This is a genomic window from Pseudacidovorax sp. (genome assembly GCF_017991995.1).
Classification (GTDB): Bacteria; Pseudomonadota; Gammaproteobacteria; order Burkholderiales; family Burkholderiaceae_C; genus Xenophilus.
In genome coordinates, this window is sequence record NZ_JAGOPN010000013.1 from 75,431 (window position 1) to 89,463 (window position 14,033).

Below are 14,033 nucleotides of genomic sequence, written 5' to 3' on the forward strand. Positions count from 1 at the left end.
TGCGGGCCCTACTTGCCGCCCTCGGTGTACTTGGTGACGGCTTCGGCCGTCATGCTGTAGCCGCTGGCGCCCATCATCGAGTCGTTGCGCTCGGTGCGCAGCGGGCCGCTGACCCACACGGCATCCATGGCGCGGAACTTGACCGGTGTGCGCGGCCGCACATGCAGGATCTGGTTGGCCGGCGGCGGTGGGGTGTGGATGCAGGCGCCGAAGTACGGCACCAGCAGGAACTCGCTCACCAGGCCCTTGCTTTCCTCCAGCGGCACCACGAAGCCCGGCAGGCGCACCTGAACCCCGTTGAGGGCGGCATTGGTGGGGGCGTTGTTGAGCACGTCCTGCATCTTCTGCAGCAACTCGGCGGCGCGGGGATCGTTGTCCTCCAGCTTGCCGAGGTCGATGTCCTTGAAGTCCTTGGCCGGGTCCCAACCCGGCGGCACCAGCTCGACCCAGGTGATCTGCTTGGCGCCCGCGGCGGGCTTGGCGGGGCTGCTGCTCTTGCCGCCCAACGGGTTGGTGGCCGTGGTGGCTTCGGGCGCCGGGCCGGCGGCCAGGGCTGGGGCGATGGCAAGAGACGCGACGACGCAGGCGCCGGCGAGCAGGGTTCGCGAAAGTAGGGTCGTCATATCAGTTTTCCTCAGCGCTGTCGCGCCACCCGCAGGGCAAGAAACCGGCATCGCTTTTCTGATCGAAGGGCCGCGGAGCAGGCTATGCCAGTGCACCCGCGGAACGGGCTTGGCCCGGCCGCTGGGTGCGCCCCTTGAGGGGGATTGGACTTCCACACGCAGTGAGGAAGTCCAAACGGGGTGGTTTCATTTCAGATCCTGGGAGAGAGCCCGTCGGCCAGCGACAGGCGATAGGCGCGCCAGCCTGGCAGCAGGCTGGCCAGCCAGCCTGCTGCCAGCAGCGCACCGAGCAAGGTCCATTCGTTCAGTGTAGGAGCCGAGATCGTCAGGGCGAGGCCGTAGGTCGATTGCAGCCACGGCCCCAGCAGGGCCAGGGCGACGGCCGCGGCGATGGCGCCCAGCAGCACGCCCAGCGCGGTGACCAGCGCCCCTTCCAGTGCCAACAGCGCCAGCACATGGCGCGCGCCCGCGCCCACGGCGCGCAGCACGGCCAACTCGCGGCGGCGCTCGTTCAGGCCGGCCAGCACCACCGACACCAGGCCTGCCAGGCTGACGATGCCTACCAGGCCCGACAGCACCAGCAGCGCCTTCTCGCCCACGCCGACCACCTGCCACAGCTCGTCCAGCGCCACGCCGGGCAGGATGGCCATCAACGGCTCCTCGGTATAACCGGCCACCCAGCGCTGCACCGCGAACACGGCGGCGCGGCTCTTGAGGCCGACCAGCGCGGCGGTGACGCTCTTGGGGCTGAGGTCGAACTTGCGCACCTGCTCGGCGGGGATCTTGAGCCCCGGCACCGGCACGCCGGCGACCCAGTCGAGGTGGATGGCCTGCATGGCCTCCAGGCCGATGTGCACGGTGCGGTCCACCGGCGTGCCGGTGCGCGCGAGGATGCCGACCACGGTGAAGGGCTTGTCGGCATGCTCGGGCGAGAGCTCGCCGCTGCCGTGCGACAGCGTGATCTTCTGGCCCAGGCGATAGCCCAACTGCTCGGCGACGTCGGCGCCCAGCACCGCGTCGAAAAGCTGCTCGAAGGGTTTGCCTTCGCGCATGGCCAGCGCCTGGCGATCGCCGTAGTGGAAGCGGCTGAAGTACTCGGGCGTGGTGGCCAGCACCGGAAAGCCGTGGTGCGAGTCGCCCAGCGAGATCGGCACCACCCAGGCGACGCCGCGGTGGGCCTGCAGGTCCTGCACGCTCTTCCAGCCCATGTTGTTGGTGGCGGCGCCGATGCGGAACACCGAATACAGCAGCAGCTGCGTGCTGCCCGTGCGCGCGCCGACGATCAGGTCGGTGCCCGAGACGGCCGACGAGAAGTTGTCGCGCAGCTCGGTGCGGATGCGCTCCACGCCCAGCAGCAGCAGGGTGGACAGCGCGATGGAAAACACCGTGAGCGCCAGCGTGAAGCGCCGGTTCCAGGCGCTGCGGGCGGCGATGGCGAACAGCGTCTTCATGCGGCGGAAGCGGCAACGGCCGTCGCGGCCTTGTTGAGCGAGGGCAGGTGCAGCTGGCGCGCAAAACGTTGCGCGATGCGCGGGTCGTGGCTGACCAGCACCAGCGCGCTGCCGGCCTCCTGACAGGCGGCCAGCAGGGTGTCGAGGAAGGCCTCGCGGCGCTCCTCGTCCAGCGCGGAGGTGGGCTCGTCGGCGATCACCAGTTCGGGCCGGCCGACCAGCGCCCGCGCCGCAGCCACGCGCTGCTGCTGGCCCACCGACAGCTGCAGGGCGCTGCGCGACCAGAGCGTGGCATCCAGGCCCATGCGCGCCAGCAGCGCCTCGGCCTGTGCGCGCGAGCCCTCGGCCCGGCGGCGCGGAGAGAAGCGCAGCGGCAGCAGCACGTTGTCCATCACGCTCAGGTAGGGCAGCAGGTTGAACTGCTGGAAGATGTAGCCCACGTGGTCCACGCGCCGGCGGTCGCGGGCGCTGCCCCCCAGGCGCGACCAGTCCTGGCCCAGCAGTCGCACGTCGCCGGCATCCGCCAGCAGCACGCCGGCCAGCAGCGACAGCAGCGTGCTCTTGCCGCAGCCGCTCGGGCCGTACAGGAACACCGGCTCGTCGGCCGCGACAGCCAGATGGTCGATGTCGATGCAGGGCGCGGCCGCGCCGGGCCAGCCGAAGCGCAGGCTCCGGGCCTCCAGGACGGGGGCGGCGCTCACTTGTCCCAGGTCAGCCGCGCGGCGGGACGGCGCAGCACACGCTTGAACTGGCCCTGCGGCGCGACGATCTCTGCTTCGATCTGCCGCAGGTTCTTGAAGGCGTCGAAGAGTTGCACCTCGATGTAGCGGGCGCGCGAGGCATCGACGCAGTTGAAGGCGAAGCTGGCGTCCAGGTCGGCATGGTCGACGTCCTCCGCGGGCTTCGCAGCGGGTTTGGCTGCGGCCTTGGCATCGCCAACCTTGGCGCCGGCAGCTGGCTTGGCCTCGGCCGCCTTGTCGCCGCTGAGCACGGGCGAATCGAGCTGCACCGGACCGAGCTTGCAGCCGGCCGCCGGATCGATCACGAAGAGCTGATCGGCCGCGCGCAGGCGCTTCGTCATGCTGGCCACGGCCTCGCGCTCGGCATCGGTGCGCGGCGCGCGCTCGAAGCCGAGAAGGCTGTCCAGCGGCGCCTCCATCTCGATGGTGACGGCGGTGCCTTCGATGGCGATGTCCAGCTCCAGCTTGCCATGCACATGGGCATGCTGGGCGCGGGGGGCAGGCTTCTGCTGGGCCAGGGCGGGCGCGGCAAAACCGGTGAACAGGAGGGACGAGAGCGCCGCAAGGGCGGTGAGTCGGCGGAAGGTCATGCAGGTCACGGGTTGGGGCCTTGCCGGGTGGGCAGGCCGGGGGTGTTGCTCCATTCGCTCCAGCTGCCGGCGTACAGGGCCGGCTCGGGCAGGCCGGCGATGCGGGCGGCCAGCACATTGGGCACGGCGCTCACGCCGCTGCCGCAGTGATGGATCGCACCCGTGGCTGCTCGGTCGCCGAGCAGCGCCTCGAACTCGGCGCGCAACTGGTCGGCGTGCTTGAAGCGGCCGTCCGGTCCGATGTTGTCCACGAAGGGCCGGTTCAGCGCGCCGGGGATGTGACCCGCGATCGGGTCCAGCGGTTCCACTTCGCCGCGGTAGCGCGGGCCGGCCCGGGCATCGACGATGGGGGCGGCGCCGCTGTCCATGGCGGCGCGCACGGCGTCGGTGTCGACGAGCTTCACGCGCGGCGCGCCCAGCACGAAATTGCTCTGGAAGTGCGCCGGTTCCTCGCCGCTGGCGACGGGCAGGCCGGCCGCCTGCCAGGCTTGCAGGCCGCCGTCGAGCACGGCGGTGGCAGCGTGGCCGGCCCATTGCAGCATCCACCACAGCCGGCCGCAGTAGTTGGCGCCGTTGCGGTCGTAGACCACCGCCTGCATGTCGTTGGAGAAGCCCACGCTGCCCAGCCAGGCCGCGAAGCGCTCGCGGCTGGGCAGCGGATGCCGGCCACCGGAGGCCGGCCGGTCGGCCTCGTGCGCGACCAGCACGCGGCCGTCATGGCCTGGCGCGCCATGGCGGGCGCTCAGGTGCTGGTCCAGGTCGGCATGCAGCGCGCCGAGGATGTGGGACTGCAGCCAGGCCTCGCGGCCGGCGTGCGGCTTCATCAGGTCGAAGCTGCAGTCGAAGATCATGAGCGGCGCGTGGCTGTCCTGCAGCGCGCGCAGCTGGTCGACGGAAATCAGGGTGTCGTGCATCGGCAAGGCTCCGAGGGCGAAGCCGCCATTGTGGGCCCGGCGCCTGCCCGGTGCCTGAGCGCGCTCAGTGTTCCTCGGCCGGCGCCTTGGGCACCGCGCGCTGGCGCAGCACCGTGGCCGCGATGCCGCTGCCGATGATCAGCGCGATGCCACCCCAGCCCGCCGCGTCGATGCGGTCGCCGAAGAGCAGCACGCTGTAGATGGCCGCGAATACGATGCCGGAGTACTGCAGGTTGGCCACCACCAGGGTCGCCGCCTGCGTCTTCGCACTGGCATACGCGCGGGTGAGGCACAGCTGCCCAAGAGCAGCGAGCACGCCCACCGGGAGCAGCCAGATGGCATGCGACCACGACCAGACCGACCAGCCGGTGAACAGCGTCCACAGGGCGCCCGCCACGGCCGAGCCGACTGCGAAGTAGAAGACCGTGCGCGTCTCGGGCTCGCCGATGCGCGACAGCGCGATCACCTGCATGTACGCAAAGGCCGCGGCCATGCCCGACAGCAGCCCGACCAGGCCGGCGAAGGCGTCCGTGCCGTGCACCGAGGGCTTGAGCAGCAGCACCACCCCCGCGAAGCCGGCCAGCACCGTGAGTGCCAGCGGGCCCTGCATGGGCGGCAGCGGCACCCGTCCGCCACGGCCTGGCACCGGCGCCCAGGCCAACAGCGCGCCGCCCACCAGGAAGGCCGCGACCCAGATGCTGCTCATGTAGTTGAGCGTCATGGCGGTGGCCAGCGGCAGGTTGGCGATGGCGTACCACCAGGCGCCCAGCGAGGCGGTGCCGATCACGCTGCGCCACGCATGCATGCCGGGATAGCGCGTGGCCAGCGACACCTTCTGCCGGCGCGCCAGCACGGCGATGAAGATCATGCCGATCACACCGCGCCAGAACACCAGCTCGGCGCTGGTGAACCAGGCCGAGGCGATCTTCACGCACACGCCCATGGTCGCGAAGAACAGGGCCGAAGCGACCATCCACAGGCTTTGCATGCGCGGGTCAGTTCTCCTGCTGGGTGGGAATCGGCCGGCCGGGGTGGCCCATCAGCCGCGCGCGCTGTCGAGACAGGCGCGGGCCGCGGCGCTGGCGGTCATCTGCGTGCGATACCACTCGTGGAAGTGCTGCATGCCGTCTTCCATGGGGCTCTGGTAGGGACCGACCTCGTTGTCGCCGCGCTGGAAGAGGGCGCGCCGCCCGGCGTCCATGCGCTCGCCGATCTCGTCGTCCTCGATGCAGGTCTCCATGTAGGCAGCCTGCTGCGCCTCGACGAACTCGCGCTCGAAGTGGGCGATCTCCTCGGGGTAGTAGAACTCGACCACGTTCATGGTCTTGTGCGGGCCCATGGGATGCAGCGTCGACACGGTCAGCACATGCGGGTACCACTCCACCATGATGTGGGGGTAGTAGGTCAGCCAGATGGCGCCGAACTCGGGCGGGCGGCCACTGCGGTAGCGCAGCAACTCGTCATGCCAGCGCTCGTACACCGGGCTGCCGGCACGGCCGAGCCGGTTGGCCACGCCCACGGTCTGCACCGAATACTGCGGCTTGAACTCCCAGCGCAGGTCGTCGCAGGTCACGAAGTTGCCCAGGCCCGGATGGAAGGGGCCGACGTGGTAGTCCTCCAGGTAGACCTCGATGAAGGTCTTCCAGTTGTAGTTGCACTCGTGCATCTCGACGCGGTCGAGCACGTAGCCGTCGAAGTTCAGGTGGGCGCGCGGGCCCATGCCGGCGAGGTCGGCCTCGATGTCGCGGCCGTTGTCCTCGAACAGCAGGCCGTTCCATTCGCGCAGGCCGTAGGTGTGCAGGTTGAGGCAGGGGTCCTGGGCGAAATGCGGCGCGCCCAGCAGCGTGCCGGTGGGCGAAGGGCCGGCGGCGTTGTAGGTCCAGCGGTGCAGCGGGCAGACGATGTGGCCGCCGCTCTGGCGCGGCAGCTCGCCCTTGCCGCGCAGGATCACGGCCTGGCGGTGGCGGCAGACATTGGAGATCAGCTCGACGCCGCGCGGCGTGTGCACCAGCGCGCGGCCTTCGCCTTCCTGCGGCAGCGTGTGGTAGCTGCCGGCTTCGGGCACCCACAGCTTGTGGCCCACGTAGCGTGGGCCCTGCTTGAAGAGTGTTTCCATTTCGCTCGCATAGAGCGCCTCGTCGAAATAGCTGGAGACCGGAAGTTGGCTCGAAGCCTGCTGCAGTCGAAGACTTAAATCAGACATGGGTGACCTGACCAAGCTCCCCACAGGGAGGTAACGCGAAGTGGAAACCCCTGCTTTGCTCCGCCCGGAAGGGGTGGCCTCCTTGAGGATTGGGCAGAAAAAACGAAGCCGGCTGGCGCCGGCACAGGGAATGAGCTCGAATTGTACCCCGGTTTTATCCAGGGCCGATGACCGCGACCGGCGAAGGCGCTGGTCCCGCCCACGGCCGACAGGCGGCTCGGACGGGGCCTCCTAGAATCGCGCGTTTCACCTTCCGACAACCTTCCGAATGCCCAAGGCCGCCCCCGCAGCCGCGCCTGCGCCCGACACCGCCGACCTGCCCGCCAGTTACGAGGCAGGTCTGCAGGAACTGGAGCAACTGGTGGCCGCGCTCGAATCGGGCCAGCTTCCCCTCGACCAGCTGCTTGCCGGCTACCAGCGCGGTGCGCGCCTGCTGGCCTTCTGCCGCGAACGCCTGCAGGCCGTGGAAGAGCAGATCAAGGTGCTGGACGCCGGCAACCTCAAGCCATGGACAGGCGCCTGATGGCCGCGTCTGCCTGGACGCCGGTCGAACTCGCGGCCTGGATGCGCCCGCAGTTGGCGCGTGTGGAAGCTGCGCTCGCGCAGTGGGTGGGCGCCGGGGCGCCGTCCTCGCTGGCCGAGCCCATGCGTTACGCCGTGCTCGACGGCGGCAAGCGCCTGCGGCCGCTGCTGGTGCTGGCTGCCGCACGGGCCGCTGGCTCGGCCGGCGTGCCGGCCTGGCTGGACGAGGCGGCCCTGCGCGCGGCCTGTGGCGTCGAGCTGATCCATGCCTATTCGCTGGTGCACGACGACATGCCCTGCATGGACAACGACGTGCTGCGCCGGGGCAAGCCAACGGTGCATGTGCGCTTCGGCGAAGCGGGTGCGCTGCTGGCCGGGGATGCCCTGCAGGCGCAGGCCTTCGAGCTGATCGCGCCGTTGGACGGCGCCGCCGCGGCGGTGCCCGCGCAGGTGCAGGCCCGTCTCGTCGCGCTGCTGGCGCGCGGCGCCGGTGCCTGCGGCATGGCCGGCGGCCAGGCCATCGACCTGGCCAGCGTCGGCCGTCGGCTGGACGAGGCGCAGCTGCGCGAGATGCACCGCCTCAAGACCGGCGCCCTGCTGCAGGCCAGCGTCGAGATGGGCGCCGCGTGCGCGGGCGAGCTGCCTGTGGCCGCGGCCCAGGGCCTGCGCGCCTTCGGCGCCGCCATCGGCCTCGCCTTCCAGGTCGTGGATGACGTGCTCGACGTCACGGCCGATTCCGCCACCCTGGGCAAGACGGCCGGCAAGGACGCCGCCGCCGACAAGCCCACCTACGTCGCCCTTCTGGGCCTGGACGGCGCCCGCGCCGAAGCGGACCGCCTGCTGGCCCAGGCGCTGGCCGCGCTCGATGCCAGCGGCCTGGCCGACACCGCCGCACTGGCCGCCCTGGCCCACATGGTCGTCGCGCGCGACCGGTAGCCTTTTTCGAACATCGCCCCATGGCACCTCTTCTCCCCACGATCCACGATCCCGCCGACCTGCGCCGCCTGCCGCGCGAGCAGCTGCGCCAGCTGGCCGACGAGGTGCGTGCCTGCGTGCTCGACAACGTGTCGCGCACCGGCGGCCACCTCAGCTCCAACCTCGGTACTGTCGAGCTCACCGTGGCGCTGCACTATGTCTTCGACACGCCCGAGGACCGCATCGTGTGGGACGTGGGCCACCAGACCTATCCGCACAAGATCCTCACCGGCCGGCGCGAGCGCATGCCCACGCTGCGCCAGCAGGGCGGCATCTCGGGCTTTCCGCAGCGCACCGAGAGCGTCTACGACACCTTCGGCACGGCGCACTCGTCGACCAGCATCTCGGCTGCCCTTGGCATGGCTCTGGCCGCGCGCCAGAAGGGCGAGACACGCCATGCCATCGCGGTGATCGGCGACGGCGCGATGACGGCCGGCATGGCCTTCGAGGCGCTGAACAACGGGGGCGTGTACGACGACGCCCGGCTCCTGGTGATCCTGAACGACAACGACATGTCGATCAGCCCGCCCGTGGGCGCGCTCAACCGGTATCTGGCGCAGCTGATGAGCGGTCAGTTCTACGCGGCGGCCAAGGAAGTCGGCAAGAGCGTGCTCAAGGCGGCGCCGCCACTGTTCCAGCTGGCCAAGCGGCTGGAGGAGCAGGCCAAGGGCATGGTGGTGCCGGCCACGCTGTTCGAGAAGTTCGGCTTCAACTACATCGGGCCGATCGATGGCCACGATCTCGACTCGCTGATTCCCACGCTGGAGAACCTCAAGCAGCTCAAGGGCCCGCAGTTCCTGCATGTGGTCACGCGCAAGGGCCAGGGCTATAAGCTGGCCGAGGCCGACCCCGTGGCCTATCACGGCCCGGGCAAGTTCGATCCGTCCATCGGCCTGGTCAAGCCCGCCGCCGCGCCCAAGAAGACCTTCACCCAGGTCTTCGGCCAGTGGCTGTGCGACATGGCCGCCAAGGACGGCCGGCTGGTGGGCATCACGCCCGCCATGCGCGAGGGCTCGGGCCTGGTGGAGTTCGAACAGCAGTTCCCCGAGCGCTACTACGACGTCGGCATCGCCGAGCAGCATGCCGTGACCTTTGCGGGTGGCCTCGCCTGCGAAGGGCTCAAGCCGGTGGTCGCCATCTATTCGACCTTCCTGCAGCGCGCCTACGACCAGTTGATCCACGACGTGGCGATCCAGAATCTGCCGGTGGTCTTCGCGCTGGACCGCGCGGGCCTGGTGGGCGCCGACGGCGCCACGCATGCGGGGGCCTACGACATCCCCTTCCTGCGCTGCGTGCCTAACATGGCCGTGGCCTGTCCGGCGGACGAGGCCGAGTGCCGGCAACTGCTGTCCACCGCCTTCGCGCAGAACCATCCGGTGGCCGTGCGCTATCCGCGCGGCGCGGGCGTGGGCACCGTGCCTTCGCTGTCGCTCGATGCCCTTCCCTACGGCAAGGGGGAGGTGCGCCGCCAGGGCCGGCGCATCGCCATCCTCGCCTTCGGCACGCTGCTCTATCCGGCGCTCGAGGCCGGCCAGGCGCTCGATGCCACGGTCGTCAACATGCGCTGGGCCAAGCCCCTGGACGAGGCGTTGCTGCGCGAGGTGGCCGAGGGCCACGAGGCGCTGGTGACGATCGAAGAGGGGGCCATCATGGGCGGCGCGGGCAGCGCCGTGCTCGAGGCCTTGCAGGCCGCGGGCATCCAGCGCCCGGTGCTGCAACTGGGCCTGCCCGACCGCTTCATCGAGCATGGCGACCCGGCCCGCCTGCTGGCCGGGCTGGGGCTGGATGCCGCGGGCATCCGCAGCGCCATCGAGGCGCGCTTCGGCGCGGCCTGACCCGCGCGCTGTGCGGGCGCGTTCCGGGCACCGCAAGGGGAAACCCCACGGGGCCGCCGGGTGCATCTTTTTAGAATCGGCCCTCTTCAGAGTCGACAACGCGGCCACGGGCCGCGTTCGTATTTCAGCTGTTCAACGGAGTCAAGCTCATGGATCGTCGTTCCATCATCAAAAATGCCGGCCTCGCTGGTGTCCTGGCCGCCGGTGTGGCGCCAGCGGTGCACGCGCAGGCCGCAGTGCGCTGGCGCCTCGCATCGAGCTTCCCTCGCTCGCTCGACACCATCTTCGGCAGCGCCGAAATGCTGTCCAAGACGATCAAGGCCATGTCGGGTGGCAAGTTCGAGATCACCGTGCACCCCGCCGGTGAACTGATGCCGGCCTTCGGCGTCGTCGATGCGCTGCAAGGCGACACCATCGAGATGGCCCAGTCCGCCGCCTATTACTTCACCGGCAAGGACCCGGTCTTCGCCTTCAGCTGCGCCGTGCCCTTCGGCCTGACCGCGCGTCAGAACACCGCGTGGAAGGACTACGGCGGCGGCCGCAAGCTGCTCGACGACTTCTTCGCCAAGTACAACTTCCGCACCGCCAGCGCCGGCAACACCGGCACGCAGATGGGCGGCTGGTACCGCAAGGAAATCAAGACCGTCGAGGACCTCAAGGGTCTGAAGATGCGCATGGGCGGCGGCGTGTTCGGCGAAGCGATGCAGAAGCTCGGCGTGGTGCCGCAGAACATGCCGGCCGGCGACGTGTACCAGGCGCTCGAGAAGGGCACGCTGGACGCCGCCGAATTCGTCGGTCCCTACGACGACGCCAAGCTGGGCTTCAACAAGGTCGCGCCCTACTACTACTACCCCGGCTGGTGGGAAGGCGGCGCCGACCTGGAGTTCTTCATCAATGTGAAGAAGTTCAACGCGCTGTCCGACGAGAACAAGGCGATCCTCAACGCCGCGATGGCCGTGGCGGCCACCGACATGACCGCCAAGTACGACGCCTACAACCCCATCGCTCTGAAGAAGCTGGTGGCCGAAAAGACCCAACTGAAGGCCTTCCCCAAGGCCGTGATGGACGCGGGTTTCAAGTCGTCGATGGAGGTCTTCGCCGACCACGAAGCCAAGTCGCCGGAGTTCAAGGCCATCCACCAGAGCATGCGCGCCTTCCAGCGCGACCAGATCCTGTGGAACCGCTTCTCGGAGTACCCGTTCAACCAGTACATGAACGGCGTCAAGATCTGACGAAGGCGCGGGCGCCGAGCCTGCCGGATGGCGGGCTCGTCGGCTTGATGCACGCACAACAAAAAAGCCGCGCAGTGCGCGGCTTTTTTGCGTCTGTCGTCATGGCCCTCGGTGGTGACCGCGAGTCCCGCGCCGACATCGCGCAAGGCGCGGCGTCCGGCGCAGGCGCCCGCAATGGACGCGGGCGGGCAGGCGGTGGCTAGTTGGAAGGCTGCGCCCGCTTGAGCGCCTCTTCCATCGCCTTGACCGGATCGTCCGGGGTGGACGCCGGCGCGTCCGCGTCGGGTGCGGCGGGTGCGGCGGGTGCCGCCTCCGGGGAAGCCGGTGCCGCGGGGGGCGAGTCACCGCCCGGCGCGGGCGTGCCGCCGTAGGGCTCTTCGCCGCTGCCGTAGCCGGCATCCGGCGAGGCCCCGCCGCCTTCGGGCTGCAGGCTCTCGCGCATCTGGTCGCCGATGCTCTTGAGATCGTAGTTCTGGGCCTTGTCGAGGCTGCCCGTGACCAAGTTGGGGAACGAGATCATCACGCCGACCATCACCAGCTGGATCAGCACGAAGGGAATGGCGCCCTTGTAGATCTGCATGGTGGTGACAGGCTGCATCACCGTGTGGGTCACACGGTCCACGTACGGCTTGTCCGGCGCCACCGAGCGCAGGAAGAACAGCGCGAAGCCGAAGGGCGGGTGCATGAAGGAGGTCTGCATGTTCATCGCCAGCAGCACGCCGAACCAGATCAGGTCGATGCCCAGCTTGTCGGCCACGGGCGCCAGCAGCGGCACCACGATGAACGACAGCTCGAAGTAGTCGAGGAAGAAGGCCAGGAAGAAGATCAGCAGGTTCACCGCGACCAGGAAGCCCACCTGGCCGCCCGGCAGGCTGGCCAGCAGGTGCTCGACCCAGATCGGGCCGTCCGCCGCCTGGAATACCAGGCTGAAGATGGTGGCGCCGATCAGGATGAACATCACGAAGCTGCCGAGCTTGGTGGTGGCGGCCAGCGCCTGCTTGAGCAGCGTCATGTCGAGCCGCCCGCGCGCCCAGCCCATGATGAGCGCACCGATGGCGCCCATCGCCCCGCCTTCGGTCGGCGTGGCGATGCCCAGGAAGATCGTGCCGAGCACCAGGAAGATCAGCAGCAGCGGCGGGATGAGCACGAAGGTCACGCGCTCGGCCAGCCTGGACAGCAGCCCCAGCCGCAGGTACTTGTTGAGCAGGGCGATCACCAGCGCGACGAAGGTACCGCCGCACATCGCCACGACCACCTTTTCGTCCGTGGCGACCGAGGTGACCGTCTGGCCGCTCCACCAGCTGTGCACATCGGTCAGGTGGCGCGCGACCAGCACCGAGACGACAAAGGAGATGACCATGAGCACCAGCAGCGAGCGATAGCCACCGCTGCCGTCGGGCTCGCGGTAGATGCGGGCCTCGGCGGGCAGCGCCGGCACGCTGGCGGGCCGGAAGATGGCGAGGAAGGCCACGTACAGCACATAGCAGCCCACCAGCATGAAGGCCGGCACGAAGGCGCCCTTGTACATGTCGCCCACGCTCTTGCCGAGCTGGTCGGCCATGATGATCAGCACCAGCGAGGGCGGGATGATCTGGGCCAGCGTGCCCGATGCCGCGATCACGCCGCTGCTGAAGCGGCGGTCATAGCCGTAGCGCAGCATGATGGGCAGCGAGATCAGGCCCATCGAGATGACCGAGGCGGCCACCACGCCGGTGGTGGCGGCCAGCAGCGCGCCGACGAAGACCACGGCCAGCGCCAGGCCCCCGCGCATGGGGCCGAACACCTGGCCGACGGTGTCGAGCAGGTCCTCAGCCATGCCGCTGCGCTCCAGGATGAGCCCCATCAGCGTGAAGAAGGGCACCGCGAGCAGCGTGTCGTTGGCCATGATGCCGATCAGGCGCTGCGGCAGCCAGGCCATCACCGAGGACTGGAACACCCCCAGTTCGATGCCGATGATGCCGAAGGTCAGCCCGCAGGCGCCAAGGCTGAAGGCCACCGGGAATCCCAGCAGCAGGAAGCAGATGAGCCCCGCGAACATGATCGGGGCGAAATTGGCGGTGATGAACTCCACGTCGTGTACTCCCGTCCGGTTCAGCGGGCCTGCGGCGCCGTGGCGGCCGCGTTGGCATTGCGGGCGTCGGATTCGGCGCGCTGGCGCAGCACCTCGGCCAGTTCTTCCTCGGCGGTCTTCTCGCCGGGCTTGACGGTCGGGTCAGGGCCATCGCCGGTGAGGAAGGCGATGCGCTTGATCAGCTCGGACCAGCCCTGCAGCAGCAGCAGGGTGAAACCGATCGGCAGCGCCAGCCACACCGGCCAGCGGATCAGTCCGCCGGGGTTGCCCGACATTTCGCCCGAGGCGAACTTCTGCATCGTCATGGGCACCGTGTAGTACAGCACCAGCAGGCATACCGGCGTGAGGAAGAGCGTGAAGCCGACGATGTCGATCCAGATCTGCGCCTTCTTGGGCAGGCGGCTGTTGAGCACATCGATGCGCACATGCTCCCGGTTGAGCAGCGTGAAGCCCGCAGCCACCAGGAAGGACCAGGCGAACAGGTACCACTGCACCTCGAGGAAGGCATTGGAACTGGTGTTGAAGATGTAGCGCACCAGCGCGTTGAGCGCACTGATGGCCGTTGACGCCATGATCAGCCAGATCACGACCTTGCCCACCTGCGCATTGAGCCAGTCGATGGCGCGCGAGAGCCTCAGCAAGCCTTGCATGTCTACTCCATTTTTGAATTGGGCCTTTCAGATACGAAGACACCCGGCGCGCTGGCGTTGTGGGCCGCGAGCCGGGTGCGAAAGGCGGGCGGATTCTAAGGGGCCGCGCCGCGTCGACCATGAGGCGAACCCCCAGCCTGTGCGGGCCTGCAGCAGTGCATGTCGGCGCGTCCCGGACCGCGGGCCGCGCGGTCTTCGCCAAGGCGGCTTGGGTCGTCCCGCATGGT

At 69.3% G+C, this 14,033-nt stretch carries 13 protein-coding genes; 4 read left to right on the forward strand and 9 right to left on the reverse strand.

Going from position 1 to position 14,033, the window contains the following annotated elements; translation table 11 throughout:
• Positions 1-8: 8 nt before the first annotated feature.
• The 7 genes from KBC94_RS17890 to KBC94_RS17920 all read right to left on the reverse strand — a co-directional run bounded on the left by KBC94_RS17890 (position 9) and on the right by KBC94_RS17920 (position 6,521).
• Positions 9-623, reverse strand: coding sequence for a DUF3299 domain-containing protein (locus KBC94_RS17890; protein ID WP_294373057.1), 615 nt, complete (start codon positions 621-623; stop codon positions 9-11).
• Positions 624-814: 191 nt separating this feature from the next.
• Positions 815-2,074, reverse strand: coding sequence for an ABC transporter permease (locus KBC94_RS17895; protein WP_294373059.1), 1,260 nt, complete (start codon positions 2,072-2,074; stop codon positions 815-817).
• A complete protein-coding gene (locus KBC94_RS17900) occupies positions 2,071-2,775 on the reverse strand; it encodes an ABC transporter ATP-binding protein (RefSeq protein WP_294373061.1) in 705 nt (234 codons plus the stop codon). The genes KBC94_RS17895 and KBC94_RS17900 overlap by 4 nt, the downstream gene beginning before the upstream one ends.
• On the reverse strand, positions 2,772-3,404 hold the full coding sequence (locus tag KBC94_RS17905; protein WP_294373063.1) for a DUF2796 domain-containing protein: 633 nt from the start codon (positions 3,402-3,404) through the stop codon (positions 2,772-2,774). Before KBC94_RS17905 ends, KBC94_RS17900 begins: the two co-directional genes overlap by 4 nt.
• 5 nt (positions 3,405-3,409) lie before the next feature.
• A complete protein-coding gene (locus KBC94_RS17910) occupies positions 3,410-4,318 on the reverse strand; it encodes a sulfurtransferase (RefSeq protein WP_294373064.1) in 909 nt (302 codons plus the stop codon).
• Positions 4,319-4,382: 64 nt separating this feature from the next.
• Positions 4,383-5,306, reverse strand: coding sequence for a DMT family transporter (locus tag KBC94_RS17915; protein WP_294373066.1), 924 nt, complete (start codon positions 5,304-5,306; stop codon positions 4,383-4,385).
• Between the two features lie 51 nt (positions 5,307-5,357).
• The gene (locus tag KBC94_RS17920) at positions 5,358-6,521 is read right to left on the reverse strand and encodes an aromatic ring-hydroxylating dioxygenase subunit alpha (RefSeq protein ID WP_294373068.1); all 1,164 of its coding nucleotides are present in this window, start codon (positions 6,519-6,521) and stop codon (positions 5,358-5,360) included.
• 268 nt (positions 6,522-6,789) lie between these two features.
• Here KBC94_RS17920 and xseB point away from each other — a divergent pair, with 268 nt between their 5' ends.
• The 4 genes from xseB to dctP all read left to right on the forward strand — a co-directional run bounded on the left by xseB (position 6,790) and on the right by dctP (position 11,085).
• Positions 6,790-7,044: an exodeoxyribonuclease VII small subunit gene (gene xseB / locus KBC94_RS17925; RefSeq protein WP_234193837.1), complete on the forward strand. Its 255-nt coding sequence runs from the start codon at positions 6,790-6,792 to the stop codon at positions 7,042-7,044.
• Positions 7,044-7,979: a polyprenyl synthetase family protein gene (locus KBC94_RS17930; RefSeq protein ID WP_294373070.1), complete on the forward strand. Its 936-nt coding sequence runs from the start codon at positions 7,044-7,046 to the stop codon at positions 7,977-7,979. The genes xseB and KBC94_RS17930 overlap by 1 nt, the downstream gene beginning before the upstream one ends.
• 20 nt (positions 7,980-7,999) lie before the next feature.
• The gene (gene dxs / locus KBC94_RS17935) at positions 8,000-9,853 is read left to right on the forward strand and encodes a 1-deoxy-D-xylulose-5-phosphate synthase (RefSeq protein WP_294373072.1); all 1,854 of its coding nucleotides are present in this window, start codon (positions 8,000-8,002) and stop codon (positions 9,851-9,853) included.
• A gap of 149 nt (positions 9,854-10,002) precedes the next feature.
• Complete coding sequence (gene dctP, locus KBC94_RS17940) at positions 10,003-11,085, forward strand: TRAP transporter substrate-binding protein (RefSeq protein ID WP_017762306.1); 1,083 nt, start codon at positions 10,003-10,005, stop codon at positions 11,083-11,085.
• Between the two features lie 199 nt (positions 11,086-11,284).
• On the opposite strand, the gene KBC94_RS17945 is transcribed toward dctP, so the two are convergent.
• Both KBC94_RS17945 and KBC94_RS17950 read right to left on the reverse strand, forming a co-directional pair.
• Complete coding sequence (locus KBC94_RS17945) at positions 11,285-13,156, reverse strand: TRAP transporter large permease subunit (protein ID WP_294373077.1); 1,872 nt, start codon at positions 13,154-13,156, stop codon at positions 11,285-11,287.
• Positions 13,157-13,176: 20 nt separating this feature from the next.
• Positions 13,177-13,806, reverse strand: a complete 630-nt coding sequence (locus KBC94_RS17950) for a TRAP transporter small permease subunit (protein ID WP_294373079.1) — start codon at positions 13,804-13,806, stop codon at positions 13,177-13,179.
• Between the last annotated feature and the right edge of the window lie 227 nt (positions 13,807-14,033).

Coding starts and splice junctions, on each gene's coding strand:
- KBC94_RS17890 (WP_294373057.1), bottom strand. CDS start 623: ATGACGACCCTACTTTCGCGAACCCTGCTCGCCGGCGCCTGCGTCGTC.
- KBC94_RS17895 (WP_294373059.1), bottom strand. CDS start 2,074: ATGAAGACGCTGTTCGCCATCGCCGCCCGCAGCGCCTGGAACCGGCGC.
- KBC94_RS17905 (WP_294373063.1), bottom strand. CDS start 3,404: ATGACCTTCCGCCGACTCACCGCCCTTGCGGCGCTCTCGTCCCTCCTG.
- KBC94_RS17910 (WP_294373064.1), bottom strand. CDS start 4,318: ATGCACGACACCCTGATTTCCGTCGACCAGCTGCGCGCGCTGCAGGAC.
- KBC94_RS17915 (WP_294373066.1), bottom strand. CDS start 5,306: ATGCAAAGCCTGTGGATGGTCGCTTCGGCCCTGTTCTTCGCGACCATG.
- KBC94_RS17920 (WP_294373068.1), bottom strand. CDS start 6,521: ATGTCTGATTTAAGTCTTCGACTGCAGCAGGCTTCGAGCCAACTTCCG.
- xseB (WP_234193837.1), top strand. CDS start 6,790: ATGCCCAAGGCCGCCCCCGCAGCCGCGCCTGCGCCCGACACCGCCGAC.
- KBC94_RS17930 (WP_294373070.1), top strand. CDS start 7,044: ATGGCCGCGTCTGCCTGGACGCCGGTCGAACTCGCGGCCTGGATGCGC.
- dxs (WP_294373072.1), top strand. CDS start 8,000: ATGGCACCTCTTCTCCCCACGATCCACGATCCCGCCGACCTGCGCCGC.
- dctP (WP_017762306.1), top strand. CDS start 10,003: ATGGATCGTCGTTCCATCATCAAAAATGCCGGCCTCGCTGGTGTCCTG.
- KBC94_RS17950 (WP_294373079.1), bottom strand. CDS start 13,806: ATGCAAGGCTTGCTGAGGCTCTCGCGCGCCATCGACTGGCTCAATGCG.